Annotated in this window: 20 protein-coding genes and 1 other annotated feature; of the genes, 4 read left to right on the forward strand and 16 right to left on the reverse strand. The window is 45.8% G+C overall.

Annotation, left to right across the window (positions count from 1 at the left end; genetic code table 11):
* Positions 1-203: 203 nt before the first annotated feature.
* From dnaK to hrcA, 3 genes are all read right to left on the reverse strand, one after another.
* Positions 204-2,039, reverse strand: a complete 1,836-nt coding sequence (dnaK, locus tag EGM68_RS17205; protein ID WP_013372176.1) for a molecular chaperone DnaK — start codon at positions 2,037-2,039, stop codon at positions 204-206.
* 87 nt (positions 2,040-2,126) lie between these two features.
* Positions 2,127-2,699, reverse strand: coding sequence for a nucleotide exchange factor GrpE (gene grpE, locus EGM68_RS17210; protein WP_040103293.1), 573 nt, complete (start codon positions 2,697-2,699; stop codon positions 2,127-2,129).
* 121 nt (positions 2,700-2,820) lie between these two features.
* The gene (gene hrcA, locus EGM68_RS17215) at positions 2,821-3,852 is read right to left on the reverse strand and encodes a heat-inducible transcriptional repressor HrcA (protein WP_013372178.1); all 1,032 of its coding nucleotides are present in this window, start codon (positions 3,850-3,852) and stop codon (positions 2,821-2,823) included.
* 442 nt (positions 3,853-4,294) lie between these two features.
* On the opposite strand from hrcA, the gene EGM68_RS17220 reads away from it, so the two are divergent.
* Positions 4,295-4,759 carry a hypothetical protein gene (locus EGM68_RS17220; protein ID WP_040103292.1) on the forward strand — a complete coding sequence of 155 codons (465 nt, stop codon included), beginning with the start codon at positions 4,295-4,297 and terminating at the stop codon, positions 4,757-4,759.
* 71 nt (positions 4,760-4,830) lie between these two features.
* On the opposite strand, the gene EGM68_RS17225 is transcribed toward EGM68_RS17220, so the two are convergent.
* The 6 genes from EGM68_RS17225 to gpr all read right to left on the reverse strand — a co-directional run bounded on the left by EGM68_RS17225 (position 4,831) and on the right by gpr (position 11,976).
* Positions 4,831-5,307, reverse strand: coding sequence for an N-acetyltransferase (locus EGM68_RS17225; protein WP_025674283.1), 477 nt, complete (start codon positions 5,305-5,307; stop codon positions 4,831-4,833).
* Positions 5,308-5,463: 156 nt separating this feature from the next.
* The gene (gene hemW, locus EGM68_RS17230) at positions 5,464-6,651 is read right to left on the reverse strand and encodes a radical SAM family heme chaperone HemW (protein ID WP_040103291.1); all 1,188 of its coding nucleotides are present in this window, start codon (positions 6,649-6,651) and stop codon (positions 5,464-5,466) included.
* A 410-nt stretch (positions 6,652-7,061) separates the two neighbouring features.
* Positions 7,062-8,876 carry a translation elongation factor 4 gene (gene lepA, locus EGM68_RS17235; protein ID WP_013372182.1) on the reverse strand — a complete coding sequence of 605 codons (1,815 nt, stop codon included), beginning with the start codon at positions 8,874-8,876 and terminating at the stop codon, positions 7,062-7,064.
* Between the two features lie 71 nt (positions 8,877-8,947).
* Positions 8,948-9,457, reverse strand: coding sequence for a hypothetical protein (locus tag EGM68_RS17240; RefSeq protein WP_025674277.1), 510 nt, complete (start codon positions 9,455-9,457; stop codon positions 8,948-8,950).
* A gap of 26 nt (positions 9,458-9,483) precedes the next feature.
* Positions 9,484-10,743, reverse strand: coding sequence for a stage II sporulation protein P (locus tag EGM68_RS17245; RefSeq protein WP_025674276.1), 1,260 nt, complete (start codon positions 10,741-10,743; stop codon positions 9,484-9,486).
* 231 nt (positions 10,744-10,974) lie between these two features.
* Positions 10,975-11,976 carry a GPR endopeptidase gene (gpr, locus tag EGM68_RS17250; RefSeq protein WP_013372185.1) on the reverse strand — a complete coding sequence of 334 codons (1,002 nt, stop codon included), beginning with the start codon at positions 11,974-11,976 and terminating at the stop codon, positions 10,975-10,977.
* A gap of 198 nt (positions 11,977-12,174) precedes the next feature.
* Here gpr and rpsT point away from each other — a divergent pair, with 198 nt between their 5' ends.
* Positions 12,175-12,447 carry a 30S ribosomal protein S20 gene (gene rpsT / locus EGM68_RS17255; RefSeq protein ID WP_013372187.1) on the forward strand — a complete coding sequence of 91 codons (273 nt, stop codon included), beginning with the start codon at positions 12,175-12,177 and terminating at the stop codon, positions 12,445-12,447.
* Positions 12,448-12,530: 83 nt separating this feature from the next.
* Here rpsT and holA read toward each other — a convergent pair whose 3' ends face one another.
* From holA to EGM68_RS17285, 6 genes are all read right to left on the reverse strand, one after another.
* Complete coding sequence (gene holA, locus EGM68_RS17260; RefSeq protein WP_025674274.1) at positions 12,531-13,562, reverse strand: DNA polymerase III subunit delta; 1,032 nt, start codon at positions 13,560-13,562, stop codon at positions 12,531-12,533.
* Positions 13,563-13,775: 213 nt separating this feature from the next.
* Complete coding sequence (locus EGM68_RS17265; protein WP_129549645.1) at positions 13,776-15,239, reverse strand: anti-sigma factor family protein; 1,464 nt, start codon at positions 15,237-15,239, stop codon at positions 13,776-13,778.
* Positions 15,236-15,784 carry an RNA polymerase sigma factor gene (locus tag EGM68_RS17270; RefSeq protein ID WP_013311184.1) on the reverse strand — a complete coding sequence of 183 codons (549 nt, stop codon included), beginning with the start codon at positions 15,782-15,784 and terminating at the stop codon, positions 15,236-15,238. The genes EGM68_RS17265 and EGM68_RS17270 overlap by 4 nt, the downstream gene beginning before the upstream one ends.
* Before the next feature lie 393 nt (positions 15,785-16,177).
* Positions 16,178-18,910 (reverse strand): ComEC/Rec2 family competence protein, encoded by a 2,733-nt coding sequence (locus tag EGM68_RS17275; RefSeq protein WP_481854477.1) that lies wholly within the window; start codon positions 18,908-18,910, stop codon positions 16,178-16,180.
* A 91-nt stretch (positions 18,911-19,001) separates the two neighbouring features.
* Complete coding sequence (locus tag EGM68_RS17280) at positions 19,002-19,520, reverse strand: deoxycytidylate deaminase (RefSeq protein WP_013372191.1); 519 nt, start codon at positions 19,518-19,520, stop codon at positions 19,002-19,004.
* Positions 19,521-19,605: 85 nt separating this feature from the next.
* A complete protein-coding gene (locus EGM68_RS17285; RefSeq protein ID WP_129549646.1) occupies positions 19,606-20,253 on the reverse strand; it encodes a ComEA family DNA-binding protein in 648 nt (215 codons plus the stop codon).
* A 287-nt stretch (positions 20,254-20,540) separates the two neighbouring features.
* Between EGM68_RS17285 and comER the strand changes: the two genes are divergently transcribed.
* Positions 20,541-21,386 carry a late competence protein ComER gene (comER, locus tag EGM68_RS17290; protein WP_129549647.1) on the forward strand — a complete coding sequence of 282 codons (846 nt, stop codon included), beginning with the start codon at positions 20,541-20,543 and terminating at the stop codon, positions 21,384-21,386.
* On the opposite strand, the gene leuS is transcribed toward comER, so the two are convergent.
* A complete protein-coding gene (gene leuS / locus EGM68_RS17295) occupies positions 21,367-23,805 on the reverse strand; it encodes a leucine--tRNA ligase (RefSeq protein WP_013372195.1) in 2,439 nt (812 codons plus the stop codon). The genes comER and leuS overlap by 20 nt on opposite strands.
* A gap of 61 nt (positions 23,806-23,866) precedes the next feature.
* Positions 23,867-24,124: a binding site (T-box leader), on the reverse strand.
* 179 nt (positions 24,125-24,303) lie between these two features.
* Here leuS and EGM68_RS17300 point away from each other — a divergent pair.
* Complete coding sequence (locus EGM68_RS17300) at positions 24,304-24,693, forward strand: tautomerase family protein (protein ID WP_129549648.1); 390 nt, start codon at positions 24,304-24,306, stop codon at positions 24,691-24,693.
* The last annotated feature ends 46 nt before the right edge of the window (positions 24,694-24,739 follow it).

Raw genomic sequence — 24,739 nt, forward strand, 5'->3', positions numbered from 1 at the left:
AGGAAAGCCAAAGGCGCGGGATGACCCGGCTCTGACCTTCCCATCATTTCAAGGCAGTACAACCCGTAATATGCTTATTTATCTTGGAAATAACGGTTACCCTTAGGCTAATTGTTATTTATCAAGGCAGCTACGCTGCAATTACTGTTCAGTATATCATAACGTACCGGTATACCGTAAAGTTACACTACCCGATCCGTTGCTTAGTCTTTCTTCTGATCTTCGTCAACAACTTCATAGTCCGCATCAACAACATTGTCACGGCCTTTGCTGTCTGCTGCTCCGTCTTGAGCTTGTGCTGCTTGAGCAGCTTGCTCATACAATTTCACAGACAATTGCTGAACGATTTCAGTCAGTTCTTCAGTAGCTTTTTTGATGTCTTCCAGGTTGTCGGATTCCAGCGTTTTTTGCAGATTTTCTTTAGCTGCATTTGCTTTTTCGACTTCACCTGCATCCGCTTTTTCGCCCAGATCTTTAATCGTTTTGTCTACGGAGTAGATCAGTTGGTCCGCAGCGTTTTTCGCTTCTACCAACTCTTTGCGTTTCTTATCTTCTTCCGCATGCAACTCGGCATCCTTCATCATACGTTCTACTTCTTCGTCACTCAAGCCGCTAGAAGATGTGATCGTAATTTTTTGGCTTTTACCTGTGCCTTTATCTGTAGCAGATACGTTCACAATACCGTTCGCATCGAGGTCGAAAGTAACTTCGATTTGCGGTACACCACGTGGTGCTGGAGGGATATCTCCCAATTGGAAACGGCCCAGTGTTTTGTTGCCTGCTGCCATTTCGCGTTCACCTTGCAGCACGTGAATTTCTACGCTAGGCTGATTGTCGGCATACGTCGAGAATACCTGCGATTTGCTCGTAGGGATTGTCGTGTTACGATCAATCATTTTGGTGAATACGCCACCTGCGGTTTCAATACCGAGGGACAGTGGAGTTACGTCAAGGAGAACGACGTCCTTAACATCACCTGTCAATACACCTGCTTGAACTGCTGCGCCCAAAGCTACTACTTCATCAGGGTTTACGCCTTTATGAGGCTCTTTACCTGTCAGCTTTTTGATTGCTTCTTGTACAGCTGGAATACGTGTAGAGCCGCCGACCAAAACGATTTTATCGATGTCGCTAGCACTCATCCCTGCATCTTTCATCGCTTGACGAGTAGGTCCCAAAGTACGTTCAACCAGACCTGCAGACAATTCTTCAAACTTCGCACGAGTCAGGTTCAACTCCAAATGCTGTGGAACGCCATCAGCTACTGTGATAAACGGCAAGGAAATTGTCGTTGTCAGCACGCCGGACAGTTCTTTTTTCGCTTTTTCTGCTGCGTCTTTCAGACGTTGTACAGCTGCTTTATCTTTGCTCAGGTCAATACCTTGATCTTTCTTGAACTCATTTACGAGGTAATCAATAATCACTTGGTCAAAGTCATCGCCACCCAGCTTGTTATCGCCGCTTGTTGCTTTAACTTCGAAGAAACCATCGCCCAGTTCCAAAATGGATACGTCGAATGTACCGCCGCCCAAGTCATATACGAGGATCGTTTGGTCTTCGGATTTTTCCATACCATATGCCAATGCAGCTGCTGTTGGCTCATTGACAATCCGCAGAACTTCCAGACCGGCAATTTTACCTGCGTCCTTAGTTGCTTGACGTTGACCATCATTGAAGTAAGCTGGAACAGTGATAACCGCTTGAGAAACCGTTTGGCCCAGGTAAGCTTCAGCATCAGCTTTCAGCTTTTGCAAAATCATAGCGGAAATTTCCTGTGCGGAATATTCCTTACCATCGATGTTTTCTTTATGATTTGTACCCATGTGGCGCTTGATGGACATGATTGTACGATCCGGGTTCGTAATTGCTTGGCGTTTTGCCGTTTCCCCTACAGTACGCTCCCCATCTTTTTTGAAACCGACAACGGAAGGGGTTGTGCGCGCGCCTTCCGGATTTGGAATAACGACGGCTTCGCCGCCCTCCATAACAGCCACACAAGAGTTGGTTGTACCTAAGTCAATACCGATTACTTTGCTCATCGGACAATTCCTCCTTCTGTATATACGAGGCCCTCAGGCCAGAATGGTTGAATCAAAATGATGTAATTCTAATGTATATAGAAAAAGTTACATGCTAACTTTTACCATCGCTGGACGAAGCACCTTGTCCTTCAGCATGTATCCTTTTTGTACCTCTTCAACGACGATGCCTTCATCATGCTCTTCGCTCTCTACCTGCATAATAGCCTGGTGGAAATCAGGATTAAACGGTTGTCCCACTGCATTCATGGCCGTCACTCCCTCTGCCTGAAGCACACTCTCAAACTGGCGGAAAATCATTTCCACGCCTTTGGTGAATGACTCAGACTCCGCTCCTTGCGATGCTGTTGCCAGCGCTCGCTCGAAGTTATCCAGAACAGGCACCAACTCGGTAACAAGCTTCATAGACGCATATTTAGCAAGGTCTTCCTTTTCTTTCAGTGTACGGCGGCGAAAATTATCAAAATCCGCCTGTGCGCGCAAAAACCGCTGCTGATGCTCCTCAGCCTCTGCACGAAGTTTTGCCACCTCTGTGTTTTCTTCCTCGGCTTCCAGTGATGCCGCTTCATTCACCGGCTCTTCCTGCTGGCTCGTTTCGGCAGCTTCCTCTGTGCTTACATTTTGTTGTTTTTCATCTTGGAACGCTTGTTCTTCCTTCAAAATGTTTCACCTCCTTCAAGTCATAACTACCCATACAAAAGCACGCAACAATGCACCCGCGCAGGATACAAGCCGTATCCCGGCGCGGAACATGTAGGACCGCAACCTGTGCGATCTTGTTCTATTTAAACCGTTGCGTTAGCATTGCGGTCAAATCCTTAGACAGGATACCCAAAATATTAATAACTCTCGCATACTCCATCCGCGTCGGACCCAATATACCTATCGTACCCAACGCTTCTCCGTCTACTGCATATGTAGCAGTAATCAGGCTGCAATTGGCAAATGCTTCATGATCATTTTCTGTACCGATGCGGACTTGAATTTCAGGGGCTCCGGCTACAGGAGTCATCAGTTTAAGCAGCGTTGGTGTTTCCTCCAGCAGATCGAGAATATGTTTAACCTTTTCTACATCTTTAAATTCAGGTTGATTCAGCATGTTCGTCGCACCGCTCAAATACAAGCGCTGATCCGATTCATTATCGAGTGCTTTATCCAGCACCTTCATAGCGTCCTCAAAATGAGACACATGCTTCTCCATTTCCTGACCAAGCGCGGTGTAAAGGCGTGATTTAAGCTGATAAATCGGCACACCGACCAGCTTGCTGTTCAGTAAATTCACAACCTTTTCCATCTCGGAAATTGAAATTCCAGGTGGAATATCCACCGTTTTATTCTCCACCTGACCGGTATTGGTCACGATAATCGCCACAGCCGTCGTTTCGTTGAGCGGCAACAGCTGAAAATGACGCAACGAAGTATGAAACACCTCCGGCCCAAGCAAGATGGAAGTATAATTGGTCATATGGGACAAAATGCCTGATGCATGCTGAATCACTTGCTCCATTACATTCAGCTTTTCGGCGTAAAAGGCTTTTAGTTCCCGCATTTCCATAGGCTTCAGTGTATTTAGTGGCACCAAATGGTCCACATAATAACGATAACCTTTATGAGACGGGATGCGTCCCGCAGAAGTATGGGGTTGCTCCAGATAGCCCTGTTCCTCCAAATCCGACATTTCATTACGAATTGTGGCTGGGCTGAATCCGACATCCTGCCTTTTGGATATGCTGCGGGAACCCACTGGCTCAGCCGAACGAATGTAGTCATCAATAATCGCATTCAAAATGAGTCTCTGACGTTCGGTTAACAAGCGAATCCCCCCTTATCGTTTATCCATAATAGCATGATTGTTAAATGGAATCATTAGCACTCGTTCGAGATGAGTGCTAACTGATAATACAAAAATACCAAACCGACCTGATCATTGTCAAGTCAGATCAGTATTTTCAATAAACGAGATTTATTACATCCATTTTGATTATTGATATGGAAACAGAGCGTTTACACTTTTTCACATAAACCCTCATTTTTCATCATATCCAAACCGTATTTATGTATAGGGATACAGAATGCAAAAAATTGAGACTGTGTCTCCAAACTGTTATAACTTTATTGTCTTTGAGGAGGAATAGGATCTGAGAAGCCAGCGCCGCAACCTTTTATACGCATTAATCGCTCTTTCACCTACAATTTGTATGTTTTACATTTTAATCGAATTGTTTCCGTACACAGGTCTAGGAAGAATCCTTGCTTTGCCACTAGTTTTTATTCTGAACGCTGCCCTTATGATTTCAGTGATCCATTTAATTCGTAAATTAAGACCCTTGTGGTGTGCCTTAATCTTGATCCCTACAATACTGTTAAGCATATGGAATACCATTTTATTTTACCCACAAGAATTCAGTCCAAGCATTCCCAAGCAAATAAAATATAGTGTCACTGCTATATTACATTATGATGATTTAACACCAGCTGATTGGGAAGAGTACACATATCGTCCAAGCCGAACTGGAGAGTCTGAAAAATATATTGTCGCCTTGTATAAATACAAAGGTCAAGTCCCGTTAGATGGCACTACATACTTTTATAATGATACGGATTACCATAAGGACCATCCCATAAGAAGCCTGAGTGATATACCTTCGGAACTGGAGCCTCATCATCAATTTATTTGGTGGTTACTCCAAACATTTGAGAAACGAACAGGGGCACAATAATGTAAGCTGTAACACATACGCAAGGCTGCGTCCTGATAAAAAAACAATGAACTGACCTCATTATTGACAGGTCAGTTCAGTACTTTCAACACTGCGATTTCATCACAATTGTTTTGTTTACTGCAATGAATGCAGTCAGTCCATACCTTTTCAGGGAAAATCTCTTTGCTAACTACATCAAAACCGTTTTTTATAAAAAAGGATACCTCGTAGGTCAGTGCCATAATTTTAGGGATATGTTGCCGCCGTGCTTCTCTAATAAGGCCTTCCACAAGCTTGGAGCCGATTCCCATTCCTTTATGCCCCTCAGAGATACCAAGGGAGCGAATCTCTACCAAATCAGCCCCCAATTTGCATAAAGAACCACAACCAACGACTTCGCCGTCCACCTCTGCAACAATAAACAGCTCCAGTTGGCGCGTAAGCACTTCCCTTGAACGTGGCAGCATAATCCCCCGCTCTGCATAGCCGCTAATCATTTGATATAAAGGCTCCACATCTTCAGGAACCGCACTTCTGCACAATACATCTTTACACACTGAAGCCATTTTGCTCTCCTCCTGCCGCTTGCCGCATATAATGAATAAATATACAACATTACGCATAGAATCGCAATACTCCATTTACCCTGCTGTGGCAGAATGGTGTAATAAAATGATGGCCCAGCTTACGAAGTTAAAATGTACTGTATTGAAGCTTGCAACTTATGAATTTACCGTGATCGAACCGATGAACTCTGCAAATACGTCATTTCCGAATAAAATACCGCGTTCGCTCAAACGATACCCATCCTCGATTGATTCGATTAATCCTGCATTCAGCATTTTTCTAAGAGGAACTGTAAACGTGTCTTCCAATGTCTGACCGAATTGAGCTTCAAAGCGGGATTTGGACACACCCTCCAGCATTCTCAAACCGACCATGAGGAAGTCCTCCATAGCTTCCGCCGTCGGCACCTCAAAGCTGTCCAAACGCGGTAGGCCATTCCGAGTAGCCTCCACATAAGGGTTAATGCCCTTAATGTTCATATGACGCTCTCTGCCAACATAACCATGTGCCCCAGCGCCAAGACCATAATAATCCTCATTCCGCCAATAAGTCATATTGTGCTTACTACCCAAACCTGGTTTAGCGAAATTGCTAATTTCGTACTGTTCATAACCCGCTTCTTTCATGCGACGCATAAGGAGCAAATACATTTCCAGTTCGTCATCTTCATGTGGAAGTGGCAGCTGATTTTTCTGGTATAACGTGTGGAAGAGCGTGTTCTCTTCAACCTTCAAACTGTAGATAGAGTAATGAGGAAGATCCAGCTCCAGCGCTCTACTGACGCTTTCATCCAGCATCTCGACCGTTTGGTTCGGCAAACCGAACATCAGGTCAATCGACAGATTGTCCAAGCCGGCCTTACGTGCGTTTTCCAAACTACGATAGACGTCATCTGTACTATGAATACGACCTATGCCTGTAAGCAAATCATTCTGGAAAGCCTGCACACCAAAACTGAGTCGATTGACGCCGCCCTCTTTCATCACAGAAAGTTTTTCAAAATCAGTTGTGCCAGGATTGGCTTCCATGGAAAACTCAATATCTTCCGCCCAGTTTGGAAAATAGGTACGAACGCTCTTCAGGAAATATTCCATTTCCTTCGGATTGAGGGTTGTTGGTGTTCCTCCCCCGACAAAAATGGTCTTTATCTCTCCTGGCGGGTGAAGTTTGACCGTATGTTCCATCTCCCGTTCTAAGGCATACAGATATTCCATAACAGGCTGATCCTTGAGCACATAAGAGTTGAAGTCACAGTAAAAGCATTTATTCGTGCAAAAAGGTATATGCAGATAAACCGCTTGAGGCGCGGATGAATATTCATGTTTTTGTATGGATGCGGTCATACCGATCCTCCTTGTCGATTCAGGGTATAGTGAGAAAATGAGCCGAGGTCGAGACCAACCGCTTCGTGTTCCATTTGATCTTCTGATCGCTGTTACTCCCCAATTTTCCATTATATAAGCACTCTTAGGGATAAAATTGGGGAGTAAAGGCGAACGCTACGCTTCTCCAGATTCAAATGGCCCACTCCGCTGCTGCCCACCACGAATCGGTCATTTTTTGTGGTGTAGGTGTTGCAGTAAACGAAAAACATTTTAGACATACTCTAAAGATTTAAATATAGTTGCCATATTACTCTAAATCAGAACTTGAACGAGCTCTCTGTCCTGAATAGCTTGCTCAAATAAAGAACGTCCATTCTTCATGCATGGCAAATGCCTCATGAAAGAATGGACGAATACTTCAAACTGCTTTACTCATCTATCTTCAGTACCGCCATAAATGCTTCCTGTGGTACTTCTACGTTACCGACCTGCTTCATACGCTTCTTGCCCTCTTTTTGCTTCTCAAGCAGCTTCCGTTTACGGGAAATATCGCCGCCATAACATTTGGCCAAGACGTTTTTACGCATAGCCTTAACGGTTTCACGCGCAACAACCTTTGTTCCTACAGATGCCTGGATTGGCACCTCGAACATTTGCCGTGGAATCAACTCGCGCAGCTTCTCACAAATGATACGTCCGCGGTGGTAAGCTCGATCTCTATGCACGATGAATGACAATGCATCGACCTGCTCACCATTCAACAGAATATCCATCTTCACCAGATTAGATTGGCGATAGCCTGAAATCTCATAGTCAAAGGAAGCATAACCTTTGGTGCTGGATTTAAGCTGATCAAAGAAATCATATACGATTTCAGACAAAGGAATCTGGTACGTAATCGTTACCCGTGTTGTATCCAGGTACTCCATGTTCACGTATTCACCACGCTTGCTCTGACAAAGCTCCATAACCGTACCTACATAATCATTGGGCACGATGATGCCTGCCTTAACATATGGCTCTTCTACATGTTCAATACGTCCTACTTCCGGGTAGTTGGATGGGTTATCAATTTCAATCGTTTCCCCGTTAGTCAATTGTACACGGTAAATTACGCTTGGTGCCGTTGTAATCAGCGGAATATTGAATTCACGTTCAATACGTTCCTGAATAACGTCCATATGAAGCAGACCAAGGAAACCGCAACGGAAGCCGAAGCCCAACGCACTGGATGTTTCCGGTTCAAAGCTGAGCGAAGCATCGTTCAGTTGCAGCTTTTCAAGCGCCTCACGCAAATCGTTATATTCCGATGTTTCAATTGGGTACAGACCGCAATACACCATTGGATTAATTTTCCGATAGCCTGGCATCGGTTCTGGTGTTGGATTTTTGGCATCCGTTACCGTATCCCCGACACGAGTGTCGCCCACATGCTTGATTCCGGCAACGATAAAACCAACATCACCGATATTTAGCTCATCCACGATCGTCATACGTGGCATGAAAGCTCCAACCTCGATAACCTCAAACGTTTTGTCAGTGGCCATCATCTTAATTTTCGAACCCGCACGGATACTGCCATCTACAACACGTACATATACGATAACGCCTTTATAAGGATCATAATGCGAATCGAAAATAAGCGCCTTGAGCGGATTATCCGGATTTCCTTGCGGAGCAGGCACACTTCTGACCACCTGTTCCAAAATTTCCTTGATACCGATTCCAGCTTTGGCTGAAGCATGTACGGTTTCGCTCGTGTCCAAACCGATAACATCCTCGATTTCCTGCTTTACCCGTTCAGGATCAGCACTTGGCAAATCAATCTTGTTAAGCACTGGCAAAATCTCCAGATTGTTGTCCAACGCCAAATAAACGTTAGCCAATGTCTGCGCCTCAATCCCCTGCGCTGCGTCTACTACCAGCAAAGCACCTTCGCAGGCTGCCAAACTACGAGATACCTCATAGGTAAAATCGACGTGTCCCGGTGTATCAATCAAGTTCAAAATGTACTCTTCGCCGTCATCGGCCTTATAAGTGAGTCGCACTGCCTGGAGCTTAATCGTAATCCCGCGCTCCCGCTCCAGTTCCATCTGGTCAAGCACTTGCTCCTGCATTTCGCGGGAAGTGAGTGCACCGGTGTACTCCAAGATCCGGTCAGCCAGCGTAGATTTACCATGGTCTATATGTGCAATGATACTAAAGTTCCGAATTTTACGTTGTCTTGCCAAAATGTCAGTCATGCCTTACCCCCACACAATGCCTAGTATCAATCAGCTTATTATAGCAGTTGTAAGGGGGGTCAGCAATATTTCTATTCTGTTACCCCGTCAAATACAGATACAACCCAGCGAATGCCCTGTCTTGACAGGTTTTGAAGCAGTCCAGCCGTTTTGTCAGCCATGGTATCCACCGAAGCCTGCTGCGCCTTTACGGCTAGTAGCTCACGAGGAGTCTCTAGGCCCTGCCGAGTATTGTCATCTTGTGCAGCCTTCATATCCCATTCATGTGTCCAGCGCGCGGTCTGTTCCTCACTTCGTTCGTTTGTATTCCCTTCGTTCGTGTTCGTTTGTGGCTCAAACTCGACCTTTCTATTTGTATTATACGTACGATTATGCACTTGGGCATCAGCTGCCGGGGTATCCTCAATCACCGTCTGCTCATATTCAACTTTCTGTTGATTTACTGATGAAACTGGATTCTCGTCCCATTCCGGGCCATAGACTGAGCGCAGACCAGAACCTGCCAGCTGCATGCCAAGTAACACGCCCGCTCCGATCAGAAGCACAAATCCAAGCGCTTTTTTACGAAAATGTCCGGTCATTCTATCCCCCCTAACTGCTACCTTATTTAATTGCCGCTATTGCTCTTTTTGGTGTCAGATACGTTGGTGCCCGCCTTCTGGGCTTTCTGATCCTCCCAATACACTTCACTGATCATATCCGCCAAAACGTCAGAAGTTCGTTTTAACTCCTCCTCCGTGTTGTCAATCCCTCCGATTTCGATCAAAATGCTATGCGAAGACAAGCTTTGATTATATTCACCGTTGTTTCCTTTGCCGCCATCTTTTCCCCATACACCTCGTGATACGCCGTGATAGGATTTTTCCAGCTTTTCATGAATACGAGCAGCAAAAGCTTCATTTTTACGCCAATTTTTGTTGTCATGTCCGATGATAAAATACACTTTGGCATAAGAAAGTCCATTAATGGTGGCTGTTGTTTTTCCATGACGTTGGGAATCACGATGAATATCAAGTAGATAAGTTAAACCTTTATTTTGAGCCAAAACCTCCTTGACTGTTGCGCGTGAATATTTATAGGAGTAGTTCCAATTGTAATTTTGAACTGTGGTGGCATAATCCTTGTTTACATGCAGTGTAGATATCCCTTGCTTTTCCAGTCTCTTCTTTACGAAGTCACCTACCCTTGATACATTAGCTGACTTAGAACCTGAATTGGGGTTAGAACTGGTTTTGCTCAGTAATGGATTATATGCTTCTCTGGGATGAGAATGGTAGATTAATATACGCTTCTCCCCTTTGGCGGCATCACCTGGATCATCCTCACGTGCAGGGTCTGTTTCCGGTGTTGTCGGAATACCCGGCGTAGTAGACGGCGGGTTCTCAGCTGCGTCTGAACCCCCAGGGGTATCTGTCGTTCCCTGATCAGGTTGATAATCCGTAGGACCCTCTACCTTGTCGTTCCCCGAACCCTTGCGCAGCAAGACAGGCGCACCAGCAGACATGCCAGGAATTTCACGAGAAATGAGACTTTTGGGATCCTGCGGATTAATACCTGTAAGCATCTGAAAAACAAATGGCGACCATTGTTCACCCGACAACGAAGAATGCTGCTTCTTTTGTGCCAAATGAGGTACCTCCATACCTAGCATATCCGCGAAAAAACCGCTGGACACCGAGCCTGCCAATCCTTTCATCGAAGAAACAGGAGAGGTTTGCAAACGATTTTCTGCCAACCCTCCTAGTCCCAAAACGACAAATAAAAGCGCCGAGCCCATGATAAGCAGCACAAGCGTATGTCCCATTGCCAAAATTTCGATACCTTTTCTTCTCCATCTTCCGACGTTCCAGGTCTGAATTTTTTTCATGTGAGCCTTGTCCTCCTTCGTCCCGTCGAAACCCGCTTATTACATTCAGAACACAGGGTTCCTATCTGTTGCGGAAATCTCTTATACTTCAACTCTATGAACGGAGAACAATTACTAGAACACAAAAATCTCTATCACAGGTCCAGCCCACCCCTTTTCGAAAGAGATAAGCTACCTGTTAAATAGAGATTTTTTGTCGTGTCTTAGAAAGATGGTTTTGCTAGCCCTTCATTAATGCGTATAAGCGGCGACATTGTCGGGATCAACAGCCTCATGTAGAGCAGCGTTCAATCCGGTCGCAATGATATTCGCGATATCTTCAATGAATTCATCAATCTCTTTTGGAGTCACAATCAAATCATGCCCTAGTGGTTGGAGCACCTCTTTCACTAGCCCAAGTCTCTCAGGTTCTGATATTTCATCCAACATTCCGAGAATTACTTTGGTAGAAGCTTTTTCTTTGGTAAAATGCGTTTTCATCAGTTCGATTACATTGTTGACGATGGTCGAAGCATAGCATACCGTTGGAACTCCAATAGCGATACATGGAACCCCCATAATATCCTTGGTGATACCACGCCGCTTGTTGCCAATACCTGAACCTGGATGTATTCCGATATCCGCCACTTGGATAGTCGTATTGACACGCTCCAGTGAACGTGACGCCAAAGCATCAATAGCAATAATCAGTTCTGGTTTTGTGCGATCCACAATGCCTTGAACGATCTCACTGGATTCGATTCCCGTGATACCAAGAACACCCGGCGCAATTGCACTCACATCCCGATATCCAGGGTTGATCTGATCAGGTGTCAGTTCAAAATATTGACGGGTGACCATTAAATTTTCAACGACAAGCGGACCCAGAGAATCAGGAGTAACATTCCAATTTCCCAGCCCTACCACCAGCACTCTTGCCACCTTAGAAATCCCTATTTTTTGTATAAAATGCTCCATTTCTTTGGCAAAGGCAATAGCTACCCGTTGCTGAAGTCCAGTGTCGCCTTCACGCAAGCCAGGTACTTCGAGCGTAACGTAATGCCCTTGTACCCGACCAATACGGTTAGCTCCTTCTTCATTTAATACATCCAGCCGCGTAATTTTAATACCGTTATCTTCCTCCACATTCTCATTTATACCCGCCAGTGGTACAGGCTGATTCCGTTCTGCCAGCTCTCTTGCCTCTAATGCCAAATCCGTGCGTACCGCATACTTCTGCAAATCCAAATCCATCTTTTAAACCTCCTTGTATACCATCTCTGGCTATAGTGTGCGAGACACCCAGCAGGTTTATGCACATCCATTTTCATCCTGTAATTTGCATCGTCTTAGAATGTTTTCTTATTGCAATTTGAGGTGTGGCGTGCTAAAATATTTTAAGTTGTGAAACGTTTGTGTTCATAAGTAATGCCTTTACAGGAGGTGAATGTAATGCCAAACATCAAATCCGCTATCAAACGCGTTAAAACTAGCGACAAACGCCGTGCGTTGAACGCTTCCCAAAAATCCGCGCTTCGTACAGCAGTAAAAGCTGCCGATACAGCGTTGGTAGGTAACGAAGCTGAAGCTGCTGCTGCTGCTTTCAAAGTGGCTTCCCAAAAGCTGGACAAGGCTGTAACTAAAGGTCTGATCCACAAAAATGCAGCTGCTCGCAAGAAATCCCGCTTGGCGAAAAAACTTAACGCTCTTACAGCTCAAGCGTAAGCAAGAGCTACTTTTATACGTTAATGAAAAAATCCTGACCAGCCTTGGCTGATCAGGATTTTTTAGTTTATAACTTTATGAGATTAGATTGAAGCACCTGCTCCCATTTTCATCAAAAATAGTTCGAGTCCCAGCACCTTGTCAACAACACCTGTTTTCATATGATAGTCCAGCTCGCCCAGTTCATAGAGAAGCTGGCGCAGCTGCTCAGGACGGAAGCGTCGCGCTTGATCCCCTGCAACTTTCACCCCATAAGGATGCAAGCTGAGCTGACTCGCAATTTGTTGCTGAGAATAGCTTTGACCTGCCAGCTCTTTGACCTGCAACATAATACGAAACTGCCGTGTGATCAAAGCTGCAATCTTGATTGGTTCCTCTTTTTGCTTAAGCAATTCATAAAAAATACTGAGCGCCTTATCCAGCCGCAAATTAGCCAGATCCTCAACCATCGCAAATACGTTTTGCTCTGTATTACGAGGCACAAGGGATTCAATGTCAGCGGATGAAATCGTTCCCTGCGCTCCTGCGTATAAGCACAGCTTATCTATCTCGGCAGCCAAGGATTGAAGCCCGGTACCCGTGTATTGAATGAGTCTCTCAGCCGCTCCTGCTGCCAACTGCACTTCTCTTTCTGCTGCACGCTTATGGACCCAAGCTACAAGATCATCTCCACCCATAGGGGCGAAAGCAATAACTGAGGCATCACTTTTCAGTTTCTTGACGATCTTTTTCCGTTCGTCCAGCTTTTCAGCCTGAACCGTAAAAACGATGACGCTATAGTCAGTCGGGTTATCCATATAAGTCAACAGAGTCTCAAGACGGTGCTCTATTTTGCCATTATCTTTGCCTGCTGCAAATACACTGGTATCCCGTACAATAATTAGCTTTTTCGGCACCAGAAAAGGCGCTGTCTCCGCATCCTCCACAACCACCTCAATTGGCGTCTCGGTTAAATCATAAGAAATAATGGCGAAGTCACGATGCTCCTCCTCCACCACCTTCTCTTTTAGCATATCAACAAACTGCTTCATTTGATATTTTTCACTGCCATATAGCAGATACACTGGCGAAATATCACCTTTGCGAATAGCCTTAGAGGCTGTTTTTACATCCATTTTCCGTTCCCCCCACCCACTGATCGTACCTGACATCCGACCGGAAGGCAAGTCATGACACAAACAAAGGGACCCCACCTTTAGGCAGAATCCCTTCACCACCATCTATATCAACACGGCAGCAGAAAGCTCTAGAAACTTTCAACCGTCGGGATACGACGTCGGTTCATATAGTTTATTCTCTGTTTCTAAAAGTGTACCAACTTACGGAAACTATTTTCCAGTGCTACGCGGGACGGTGTACGTATATTTACTTGCAGTCCCATCCTGCTCCGTCTCATACATAAAGGTCTGGCTGTCATCTGACCAGCTTCCTTTGACCCAAGCACCCTTCAGAGTACGGACTTCCAGTGTTGTTCGGTCTACACCGTTATCGGAAAGTTTATACACTTTCAGCTTTTTGCCTTCAATAGCCACTGCATAGCTACCATCAGGCGAGTTGAACTGATCTGTAGAGGCGGACTGGGTACCATAGGTGGAAGCATTATTGCTGTCCGGAGAGACCAGCGAATTAGATACAAAACCTTCTCTACGAACCGGGTCTTGTGACACGGATGATTGCTCATCATTAGAAGCTGCATTGCTGCTATCCGCTCCTAAGGAGTTGCCCGCATCCTTGGTGACACTTTTGGATGTCGTATCTTTCGACGTTTCATTTGAAGCAATTCGACTCTGTACCTTCAATTCCTGACTAAGCGACGAAGATGCATCATTTGTACTTGTATCATCGCTATTATCCTCCTGAGCGGTACCCGTATCTGCTAATGGTGCCTTTTCCATTTTCGGATCCAGCTGTTCATCAGGAGCAATCGTAGGTTGATCAGATTTTTTCTGTTTTAACTGTTTGTCATCGGATTGAGGAGCATCTGCAGATGAGTCATCCTTTGAGGCCTGACGATCGACGTTTGGCTGTCCCTGCTTTTCATCCTGACGGGAAGAATGTTTAGTCGGTGCAGACTTTGTTAAAGGTTCCTCGCCAGCTTGCTGATCATCCATCTTCCCAGCATCCGGTTTGGAAGGATACTTTTTGTCATCTGAACTGTTTATTCCCTGGTCGCCCAAGTCAGGTTCCTTATCTGCAGGTGTCAGAGAGGAATCGGCTCCTTGTCCCTGTTCAGATGGCGGCTTGGTCGATTCCGCTCCAATGGTTGCATCACGTCCTCCACTCCCATTGGTCGTACCTGGGATTTCCGTCTGATTCTGCTGACTTGTCACCTCGGGCGACTGGGATGTAAGTATGCCTTCCGCATCCTGCACTGTTTTAGGCTCGAAGTTGAATACTACAATCCCCAGTACAACGGCAGCGGCAGCCACGCCCATGGCAGCACGCCCTCCCACCCGGTTCCACCAAGGCACAGGCTGAGTACGTTGTCCAAGCCCTGTTCCAGGCTCAGGATCAGCAGCTACAGGCTGCATTTCCTGAAGCGCGCTTCCCTGCTCTTCACGTGCGCGGTCAATGGCATCAAGCTGAGGCATGATGGAATCCACCAGGCTGAACGCCGGGGAAACCGCAGGCAATTCCTCCAGCTCGCGAGAGAGTGTCTGAAGAATATGAAATTTTTCCGCACAGTCCGGGCAAGTCGCAATATGGTTCATTAATTGGGACGTCTCTTCTTCACCCAGTTCATGATCCACATAACGCTGCATCCAATCCATCACCTCTTCTCCACACTTCATCCTGATACACCACCTTTCTGATACTCCTGAAGTAGCCCTTGCAATTGTTGTCTTGCACGATACAAGTATGACTTGACCGTATTTAGCGGCAAATCCAGAGAATCGGCAATCTCGTTATAAGAGAAATCCTGCAAATATCTCAGGACAATTACCGTCCGGTGGTGTTCCGGGAGCTGTTGTATAGCCTCACGAACATCCTGTGCCATGTAAGAGGTTAACACCTCGACCTCCACGTTTTGGGGGTCGTTAAATATCATGTCATGCTCGTCAATGGAAACCGAAGGCTTCGTTCTTCTGAATTTGTCGATGCATATGTTCGTTACAATGCGTTGGACCCAGGTTTTAAACTGCGCTTTTTCCTCATAAGAGTTAATTTTGGAATATATTCGTATGAGGGCTTCTTGTGAAGCGTCCATGGCGTCCTGCTCATTATTTAGAATGTAATATGCCGTACGGTACACATGCTGTTCTATCTCTCTTAATAGGGTAATGAGAGCGTCGCGATCGCCCGATTGAGCGGCTCGGATGAGTCCCTGCTCTACCACAAAGGATCCCCCTCTCCCTGCAATATTACAGACGTATCCCTTTTGCAAATTGTTGCAGGATAGACGTCTGACGCTAATTTTATTTTTTTAATAAAAAAAATTATAACAAAATGCCCAGAATCCCCATTGTATCCTCCCTTAGAATAACAGAAAAAGGGAAGGTAGTCACCTTCCCTCAGCCCCTACATATATCTAGATACTGAACCTATTGAATTGCATGAAACGTTTTGTGATTTATTGGAAATCAGAAAATCAGATATAAGTTCTAATTGATAAGACAGAGCAATCGGATCTTGAAAATAAAAATCGTCGATTGAGTATTGGTATCCCTTATCTGATATAACGGCAGGCAAATTATTGGCTGTTATAAGCCTGTTTTTTGTATAATCAAAATCATTTTGTATCTATTTGTTCACGTTTGCGTTGATACCGCACACTCAGCTTCCCTTGCTGCGCACGAATCTGTACCTCTCCCATTGTGTCTGTTCGATATATGGCAGAACCAACTTCCGCCAAACGTTCCAATACCGCTTTATTCGGATGTCCATATGTGTTGCTTGCACCAACTGAAATGACGGATACTTTCGGCTGCCAGTAGGACAACCACTCTTCCGAGGTGGAATACTTACTTCCGTGATGTGCCACTTTCATAACGTCGACAGCTTTCCTTGCATCTCCTATTCCCTCCTGAGCTTTCACACGAGATGGAGAACGGGTTAATTCAGAAAGCAACAGCGACTCTGCAGCATCATCCATATCTCCTGTGAATAAAAACGAGGCCCCCTCCATCTCTAAAATCATGGCAACAGAATAATGATTCTGTTCCTTCATAACAGGCAACTGCCCAGATTCGTTCTCCTCCAGCTTAAACGGATAGAGAAAGCGAATTTTCGTATCCCGGTCCGGTCCCCACTCCATGCTATGATGTGCACCGTACAGCTTGATCTGCTTGTCCAAAGCCTTGTTTAACAACTTCCGGAATGGGGCTTTGTCTGTTAGGGTACCGTTAAAAAATAAGGTGGATACGGGAATTTGGTCAAATACAGCCTGTAGACCTCCGGCATGATCATGATCTCCATGCGTCAAAATGACAGCGTCCAGCCGGTGCACCCCACGTTGCTTTAGCAAGGGCACAATCGTATCCGCGCCTACCTCGTAGGGATCTGTACGCTTGCGCCAAGCGTTTTTTCCTGTTGCAAAGTCCATTGTACCCCCGCCATCCACCAAAATATGTTTCCCTCCCGGCGTTGTAATTAAAATGCTATCACCTTGGCCCACATCCAGATACTGAACAACTCCCGTGTTTCTTTCACTAGGAGATTGGTACCCTATACATAGTATGCCAAGCCAGGCAATACCACTTAAAGCCAGTGCCACATGACGATATCCATTCCACTGTCGACGCGCAAATTTCCCTGCACCCTCGGGTTCATGAGCCGTTTGCAAAATAGCAGCCCACTCAGCAGCAGCCTCTAATCCTGTATACATAGGTGATGTTATGGTAGTAGAATTCACAACGGAAATGTCGCCCGTTTTCCTTCGGGATGTCAACCACGTTTTGAGCCAGTACAAAACACTGTACAAAGCTGCATAATACGCCAGAACCCACAGAATAGAAGAAGACGGCCAAATACTCACATAAGCATCATCTACATTCAGCCATTTCACAAGCCAAAAGGTCAGATCGTTCAATTGCTCTGCCGGCCACGCAAGGATACGAGCACCATCCCCCCATAAAAAGGCCATTCCCATGGCTACCGTACCCAGTGGAAGCACGATATATGTAATTAGGGGGACAAGTACAAAATTAGCCGCAAATGATAATAACGAAAATTGATTAAAGTAGAATACCGTCATTGGAAACGAAACAAGCTGTGCCGTGACTGTAATCGCAACTTCACCACCGATCAGGAGGGGCCATTTGGCGAAAAACGGCTTCATAAGCGGCATATATATGAGCAACCCACCTGTTACCAAAAAGGACAGCTGAAAGCTGACGCTAAGCAGGTAGTATGGATTCCATAGCAGCATAAGCAACGCAGATATACTTAAAATATTAAGTCCGTCTTTGAGCAGCCCTCGTCGGGCTGCAAACAAGCCAATCATCGCCATAATTCCCGCTCTTACAACAGAGGGAGAAGCACCTGTCAGCAGGACATAAGCCGGAATCAGTACCATCACAATCGTAAGAGAGGTTTCACGGCTAACTCGTAATAACTTGAGTAAATATAATAATGTGGCCGCATATACCGCCACATGCATACCTGATATCGCCAAAATATGCGTTAAACCAAGCTGCGTAAATTCATTATACGTTGCTGGGTCCAGCTCATCTGTAACCCCAAGTACTAGGCCTTTCATATACCCTGTCTGAAGAAGTGATGTAAAAGCAGATTCCATTTTTTGACCTAGCTGCTCTCTAAGCTGATCATTCCATCTGAATAATATGTAGCGGTTCCACAGTGAAGCCTCCTGCCTCTGTAACGAGGCGGCTCCAGCCCCCTTGAAAAGCCAGTGAATTTTCTGCGTGTGCAGATATTTACTGTAATCAAAGCTACCAAAATTACCCGCTTTTGCTGGTGCCTTTAAGTTGCCACGCAGCAGGATTGCATCCCCACGCTGCCATGCTGCCGCAAGTTGCTGTTCCTGCTTTGCAGCCAACTTGATATGAACAATGACCTGTTCAGAAATAGATCCTCGATGTTCAACCTTATTGGATTGACTTGCAAAGTGATGGATTGAAGTAACTCTCATCTCAAACTGCGCACGATCCCCATCAATCTCAACTTCTGAAGCAATAAACCCTGCTGCTTGAACAGGCATGTCTTCTATGACAGAAGACGATACATGAAGAGCACCAGGAATACTGCTTACATTATGTGTATCATGCCAAAACCAATGAAATCCACCACTACTTAATGCAATCCATAGTAATACCATATGTCGGATGGGAATTTTCATCAGTAAAGCTATAAGTGGGGAAATCAGGGTAACTCCCGCCCACAGTAATAAAAGTATCCGTTCCGAATACAGACACGCTCCTGCACTTCCTATAATCCAACAAACAGTGAGCCTTAATATAGGCCTAGTAAACACAAGTTGGGCTTGAATACAATCACCTTCCATTCACAAAAACATTGCTTTCTGTCCAACTCACAAAACAAAAAAAGAACCCCTGACAAAATAGCATTGTCAGAGGTTCTTCCTCGTTTATTGATTAATCTTTAACATCCATCAGCGTTTCCTGTGGTGGATGATATGTCTCCAGCATACGAAAGGCGATTCCCTTTTCCTCCATCATAGCACGAACCTTGTCGGCATCTTTTGGATAAGGTCGGTGATATACAATCTCCACAATACCGCTGTTCGCCAACATATTGGCACACGTCCAGCACGGCTGGTCGGTGACATATACGGAGGAGCCTTCACGGTCAATCCGGTCAGTAAACAGCAACAGGTTCTGCTCCGCATGAATAGTGCGAATACAACGCTGCTTCTTAACCATTTCCTCCCGTCCATCACGGTGAACGACCTCATATTCCTCCGAGATCATACAGCCTGCCTCAGAACAGTCAGGCACCCCGGATGGTGCGCCATTATAGGCCGTCCCCAATAGCTTCTTACCTTGTACAAGTACGGCTCCAACATGACGCCGCGCGCAGCGCGAACGGGTGGATACCATATAAGCGATATCCATGAAGTAGGTGTCCCAGTCCTTGCGTACATCTGCACTCATTTCCATCTCTCCCGTATAAACAAGTTAAACGTAAAACATATCCGTAACAGCCACTCTCAAAGCCTATACCGTAAACTTAAATAAGTTATAAGCTGACATACGGCTTCATTTTCGCTAACATTTTAGCTCCGATTCCTTTTACACGATCCAAATCGTTCACACGTTTGAACAGCCCGTGCTGATTACGATAGTTCAAAATAGCCTCGGCCTTTTTAGCCCCAACCCCCGGAAGTTCCATTAACTCGGCAGCAGTCGCTGTGTTAATGTTTACCTTTTTTTCACCGGAAACGGATGGAATAACCGAATCATTCACCGTATTTGTCCTACTCGTCGTTGCAGCATCCGAACTGGCAACAGCTGTGTCTGATCTCGAATCCGCAACATCTGACTGCTTTACGGTACTTGAATTCCCCGCCATGGAGTTTTCACTCATAGCAGCAGATACACCAGTAGAACTCTGCTTAGTATTATGCTTCACATTGTCAACAGCTTCGACATTCGCTCTGCGTTCAGCTTGGTCTGAAGCCTCTTTTACAGCATGCTTTCCTTGGGCATAGTCACTGCTTCGCTGCAACTCAATTGACTCCGACTCTATCGCCAAAGCCTGCTCCACCTTATGGTTAAGCAAACTCCATTCTTCTTGTGGCTCAGAGTGCTGCCCTCCGGCAAACAAAATAAGTCCACTCCCGATTACAGCAAGCGTTATTGCCATTCCTGTCCATACGCGTTTCATTTTTCGTATCGTCCCCTACTCCACATGGATTTCGGAATTGAAGCGACTGAAGACCAGCGTCTCAATCTAACAGAGCAAATCTGTCCAATTTCCGTCAAACCGGAGGTTTGTAAACACCTCCATACGGTCTCGCTGTGAGCATTTATACAAAGAGTGGTGCGGCCCCAAGCATGATCTAATGTGTTCAGACATAAAATTCGTCATGTCGGCCAAGACCAAGTGCATACACTAAGAAGAATGACAGCACAGCGTCTATACCGCAAAGTATGAAAGGAGGACGTTGAACAATGAAAGTTGGATTTATCGGGACTGGCAGCATGGGAAGTCTGCTAATTGAATCTTTTATTCATTCGGACGCACTCAAACCGCAGCAAATATTAGCAAGCAACCGAACGTATTCCAAGGTAGCCGAGCTAGCCCGTCGTTATCCAGGTTTGCATGCAGCTCAAAGCAACCGTGAGACGGCAGCGGAAAGCGATATTCTATTTATCTGCGTGAAGCCGCTGGAATCAAAAACCGTAACGGATGAAATACGCAACGTCATTACAGAAGAGCAGATCGTCGTTTCTATCACAAGTCCAGTACAGATCCGTATTTTGGAGCATGCACTGAAAGCCAAAGTGTCCAAAATTATTCCGAGTATCACTCACCAGATTGGAAGCGGAGCCTCACTATGCATCCATGGAAACCGGATTACAGAGGAGGATCGCTCCCTTCTGGAAGAGCTTATGTCCCACATCAGCAGACCAATTCGGGTTAAAGAGTCTCATACACGGATCACATCGGATTTTTCGAGTTGCGGCCCTGCTTTCTTGGCCTTTTTTATGGACCAGTGGATTCAAGCCGCAGTTCAAGCTACGGGTATAGACCGTACGGAACTATGCGCATTGGCCGGTGAAATGATCATCGGTACTGGAAAGCTGCTCACGGAAGGCGGGATGACACCAGCCGAGTTACAAGCAAGAGTAGCGGTTCCCGGAGGGATCACCGCCGAAGCTCTCGCATTGTTGGAAATCAGCCTGCATAGTGTCTTCCCTGAGCTAATACGGGCCACGCACAACAAGTATGAAGAAGACATGCAAAAGATAGATGTCTCCTTCGGCCTAAAGCCGATTAACCGGCAACAATATTAACCAGCTTACCAGGAACAGCAATTACCTTGCGAACCGTTTTACCAGCCAGTGCTTCCTGAACGCTGTCCAGCGACAAAGCAAAGGCTTCCATCGCTTTGGCATCAAGATCTTTGGCAATCGTTGCACGCTGTACAATTTTACCATTCATCTGGATGACAATTTCCACTTCAGCGTCCACCGTCCATGCTTCATCATAGGCAGGCCAAGCCGCGTACGTAATGCTCTCGTTGTGTCCCAGCAGCTGCCACAGTTCCTCGGCCAGATGCGGTGCAAGCGGAGACAGCATTTGCACGAAGTTTTCCATCGCTGCACGCGGCAGAAGGTCTGCTTTGTATGCATCATTGGTGAAGATCATCAGCTGGCTGATTGCTGTATTGAAACGCAATGCGTCCAGGTCCTCAGTTACCTTTTTCAGTGTTTTATGCCAGGTGCGTTTGAACTCGTCACTACCGCCGTCATTTTTAATTTTTTCGTTCAGGCTACCATCCTCGGAAACAAACAGGCGCCATACGCGGGACAGAAAACGATGCGCTCCCTCAACGCCATTCTCATTCCATGGCTTGGTTGCTTCCAGCGGTCCCATAAACATCTCATAAATACGCAGCGTATCGGCGCCAAACGTATTTACAATATCGTCAGGATTGATGACATTACCGCGTGATTTACTCATTTTTTCATTGTTGTTGCCCAAAATCATACCCTGGTTGACCAGCTTATAGAAAGGCTCTTTAGTTTCCACTACGCCGATATCATACAGTACTTTGTGCCAGAAACGGGCATACAGCAAGTGAAGAACCGCATGTTCCGCTCCGCCAATATACAGATCAACAGGCATCCATTCGCGCTGTTTCTCTTTGGATACAAGCTCTTTATCATTTTTCGGATCAATAAAGCGCAGGTAGTACCAGCAGCTTCCTGCCCATTGCGGCATCGTATTTGTCTCACGACGTGCTTTCATACCTGTCTCAGGATCAACGATTTCTACCCAATCTGTCGCATTCGCCAGCGGGGATTCACCTGTACCTGAAGGCTTAATATTGTCCATCTCTGGCAGTACGAGCGGCAGTTGATCCTCAGGAACCGTTTTGATCGTTCCATCTTCTAGATGAATTACTGGAATCGGCTCGCCCCAATAGCGTTGGCGGCTGAACAGCCAGTCACGCAGACGATAGGTAACTTTGCCCTGTCCTTTACCCTCAGCTTCTAGCCATTCGATCATTTTCGGAATAGCTTCCTCATTGGTGAGTCCATTCAGCAAGCCTGAATTGACATGCGGGCCATCCTCGGTGTATGGCTCTTTGTCCACGTCTCCACCTTGAACGACCTCAGTAATTTTCAATCCGAACTTCTTAGCAAATTCCCAGTCACGTGTATCATGACCCGGCACTGCCATAATTGCACCTGTTCCGTAGCCTGCTAGTACATAGTCCGCAATCCAGATTGGCAGCTTTTCGCCGTTCACCGGATTCACTGCATAAGCTCCTGTGAATACGCCTGTTTTATCTTTGGCAAGATCCGTGCGCTCCAAGTCGCTTTTCCGAGCAGCTTGTTCACGATACTGTTGTACAGCGTCCTTTTGCTCAGGTGTAGTAATCATATCCACCAATTCCTGCTCAGGGGCCAGCACACAGTAGCTTGCGCCGAACAGCGTATCTGGACGGGTTGTAAATACTGTGAGTTGCTCGTCATAGCCTTCAATTGGGAAATGAACCTCTGCACCGGTAGACTTACCAATCCAGTTCCGCTGCATATCCTTAATACTCTCGGACCAGTCCAGCTCCTCCAAATCATCCAGCAAACGATCCGCGTATTCCGTAATTTTCAGCATCCATTGACGCATTGGTTTGCGGATAACCGGATGGCCGCCACGCTCGCTCTTACCGTCAATTACTTCTTCATTCGCCAGTACTGTTCCCAGTGCTGGACACCAGTTAACAGGCACTTCAGCTACATAAGCGAGACCGCGCTTATACAGCTGGATGAAGATCCACTGTGTCCATTTGTAATAATCAGGATCAGTTGTACTGATTTCACGATCCCAGTCGTATGAAAAGCCAAGTGATTTGATTTGACGGCGGAAGTTGTTTACGTTCTTTACCGTAATTTCGCGTGGGTGCTCACCTGTATCCAGCGCATGCTGCTCGGCAGGCAGACCAAAGGCGTCCCAACCCATCGGATGCAGCACGTTGTAGCCACGCATTCTTTTATAACGTGAAACAATATCTGTAGCTGTGTATCCCTCCGGATGGCCTACATGCAGACCAGCTCCAGACGGGTACGGAAACATATCCAAAGCATAAAACTTCGGTTTGCCCGGCTCTTCCCCAGTGCGGAACGTCTTGTTCTCATCCCAATATTTTTGCCATTTTGGTTCAATACTTTGCGGCTGATAGCCGTGCTTCGGCTGTGTGTCTGTCATTGTCTTTTCCTCCTCAAACGGTATGCAACAAAAAAACCTCTGCATCCCGTAGCGTGTCAGCGCTAGGGACGAGAGGTTATATTCCCGTGGTACCACCCTAGTTAGCAGAAAGCGTTCTTCGCATTCTACTCCCTTTACACCTGATAACGGAGGTGATCCGATGCGTGTTAATAACAGGATGCTAACACCGATATAGTGCTTTCCTGCGTTGGACGCATATCTCCGAGGTGAGTTCGCTTTGCACTGTCAACCGGCTTGCACCACCCGCCGGCTCTCTACATGTCCAGTCAAAACTACTATTCCTCATCAGCGATTGTTTAACCGTTAATAATGGCACTATTATATTGAAAACCGCGAAAAAAGTCAAATAAAGACTACATTTGATACTAAACCCCATCTTCATACTAGTTGTCCATGACACATGAATACGAATGTTTTATAATAACTCCAAGTTCCAATAATTCAAGTTGAGATGAGATAAGAAAGGTGAGCTGAGACATGGCACAGATTAAAATTTTCGGGATCAAAGAAAAGCTAAATCCGATCAAAAAGCAACTTTCAGAGGTAATTCACTCTGCCGTGGTGGATGCGTTCAACTATCCTCCAAACAAAAGGTTTCATCGTTTCTTCCCTATGAATCATGAAGACTTTATATACGCCGATGGTCGCTCCGAGGCGTACACCATTATTGAGATCAGTATCTTTGAAGGCAGAACGATAGAAGCTAAGAAGCAACTCATCAACCTATTATTTCAAAGAATTAACGAACTTTTGGGGATTTCTCCACAGGATCTTGAGATTACTATATTTGAAACCCCGAAACATAATTGGGGAATTCGGGGTTTACCAGGTGATGAACTTCAGCTGAACTATAAAGTGAATATATGAGTGCAAAAAGACGCCCTTCATGACTTCATGAAAAGCGTCTTTCTTT

The organism is Paenibacillus sp. M-152, from assembly GCF_003856555.1.
Classification (GTDB): Bacteria; Bacillota; Bacilli; order Paenibacillales; family Paenibacillaceae; genus Paenibacillus; species Paenibacillus polymyxa_C.

Coding starts and splice junctions, on each gene's coding strand:
- hemW (WP_040103291.1), bottom strand. CDS start 6,651: ATGACCGCATCCATACAAAAACATGAATATTCATCCGCGCCTCAAGCG.
- EGM68_RS17280 (WP_013372191.1), bottom strand. CDS start 19,520: ATGAGTGCAGATGTACGCAAGGACTGGGACACCTACTTCATGGATATC.
- gpr (WP_013372185.1), bottom strand. CDS start 11,976: ATGGATTTGGATTTGCAGAAGTATGCGGTACGCACGGATTTGGCATTA.
- lepA (WP_013372182.1), bottom strand. CDS start 8,876: ATGACTGACATTTTGGCAAGACAACGTAAAATTCGGAACTTTAGTATC.
- EGM68_RS17300 (WP_129549648.1), top strand. CDS start 24,304: ATGGCACAGATTAAAATTTTCGGGATCAAAGAAAAGCTAAATCCGATC.
- EGM68_RS17245 (WP_025674276.1), bottom strand. CDS start 10,743: ATGAAAAAAATTCAGACCTGGAACGTCGGAAGATGGAGAAGAAAAGGT.
- comER (WP_129549647.1), top strand. CDS start 20,541: ATGAAAGTTGGATTTATCGGGACTGGCAGCATGGGAAGTCTGCTAATT.
- EGM68_RS17285 (WP_129549646.1), bottom strand. CDS start 20,253: ATGAAACGCGTATGGACAGGAATGGCAATAACGCTTGCTGTAATCGGG.
- dnaK (WP_013372176.1), bottom strand. CDS start 2,039: ATGAGCAAAGTAATCGGTATTGACTTAGGTACAACCAACTCTTGTGTG.
- EGM68_RS17225 (WP_025674283.1), bottom strand. CDS start 5,307: ATGGCTTCAGTGTGTAAAGATGTATTGTGCAGAAGTGCGGTTCCTGAA.
- holA (WP_025674274.1), bottom strand. CDS start 13,562: ATGGATGTAAAAACAGCCTCTAAGGCTATTCGCAAAGGTGATATTTCG.
- EGM68_RS17240 (WP_025674277.1), bottom strand. CDS start 9,457: ATGACCGGACATTTTCGTAAAAAAGCGCTTGGATTTGTGCTTCTGATC.
- EGM68_RS17265 (WP_129549645.1), bottom strand. CDS start 15,239: ATGAAGTGTGGAGAAGAGGTGATGGATTGGATGCAGCGTTATGTGGAT.
- rpsT (WP_013372187.1), top strand. CDS start 12,175: ATGCCAAACATCAAATCCGCTATCAAACGCGTTAAAACTAGCGACAAA.
- leuS (WP_013372195.1), bottom strand. CDS start 23,805: ATGACAGACACACAGCCGAAGCACGGCTATCAGCCGCAAAGTATTGAA.
- EGM68_RS17275 (WP_481854477.1), bottom strand. CDS start 18,910: ATGGAAGGTGATTGTATTCAAGCCCAACTTGTGTTTACTAGGCCTATA.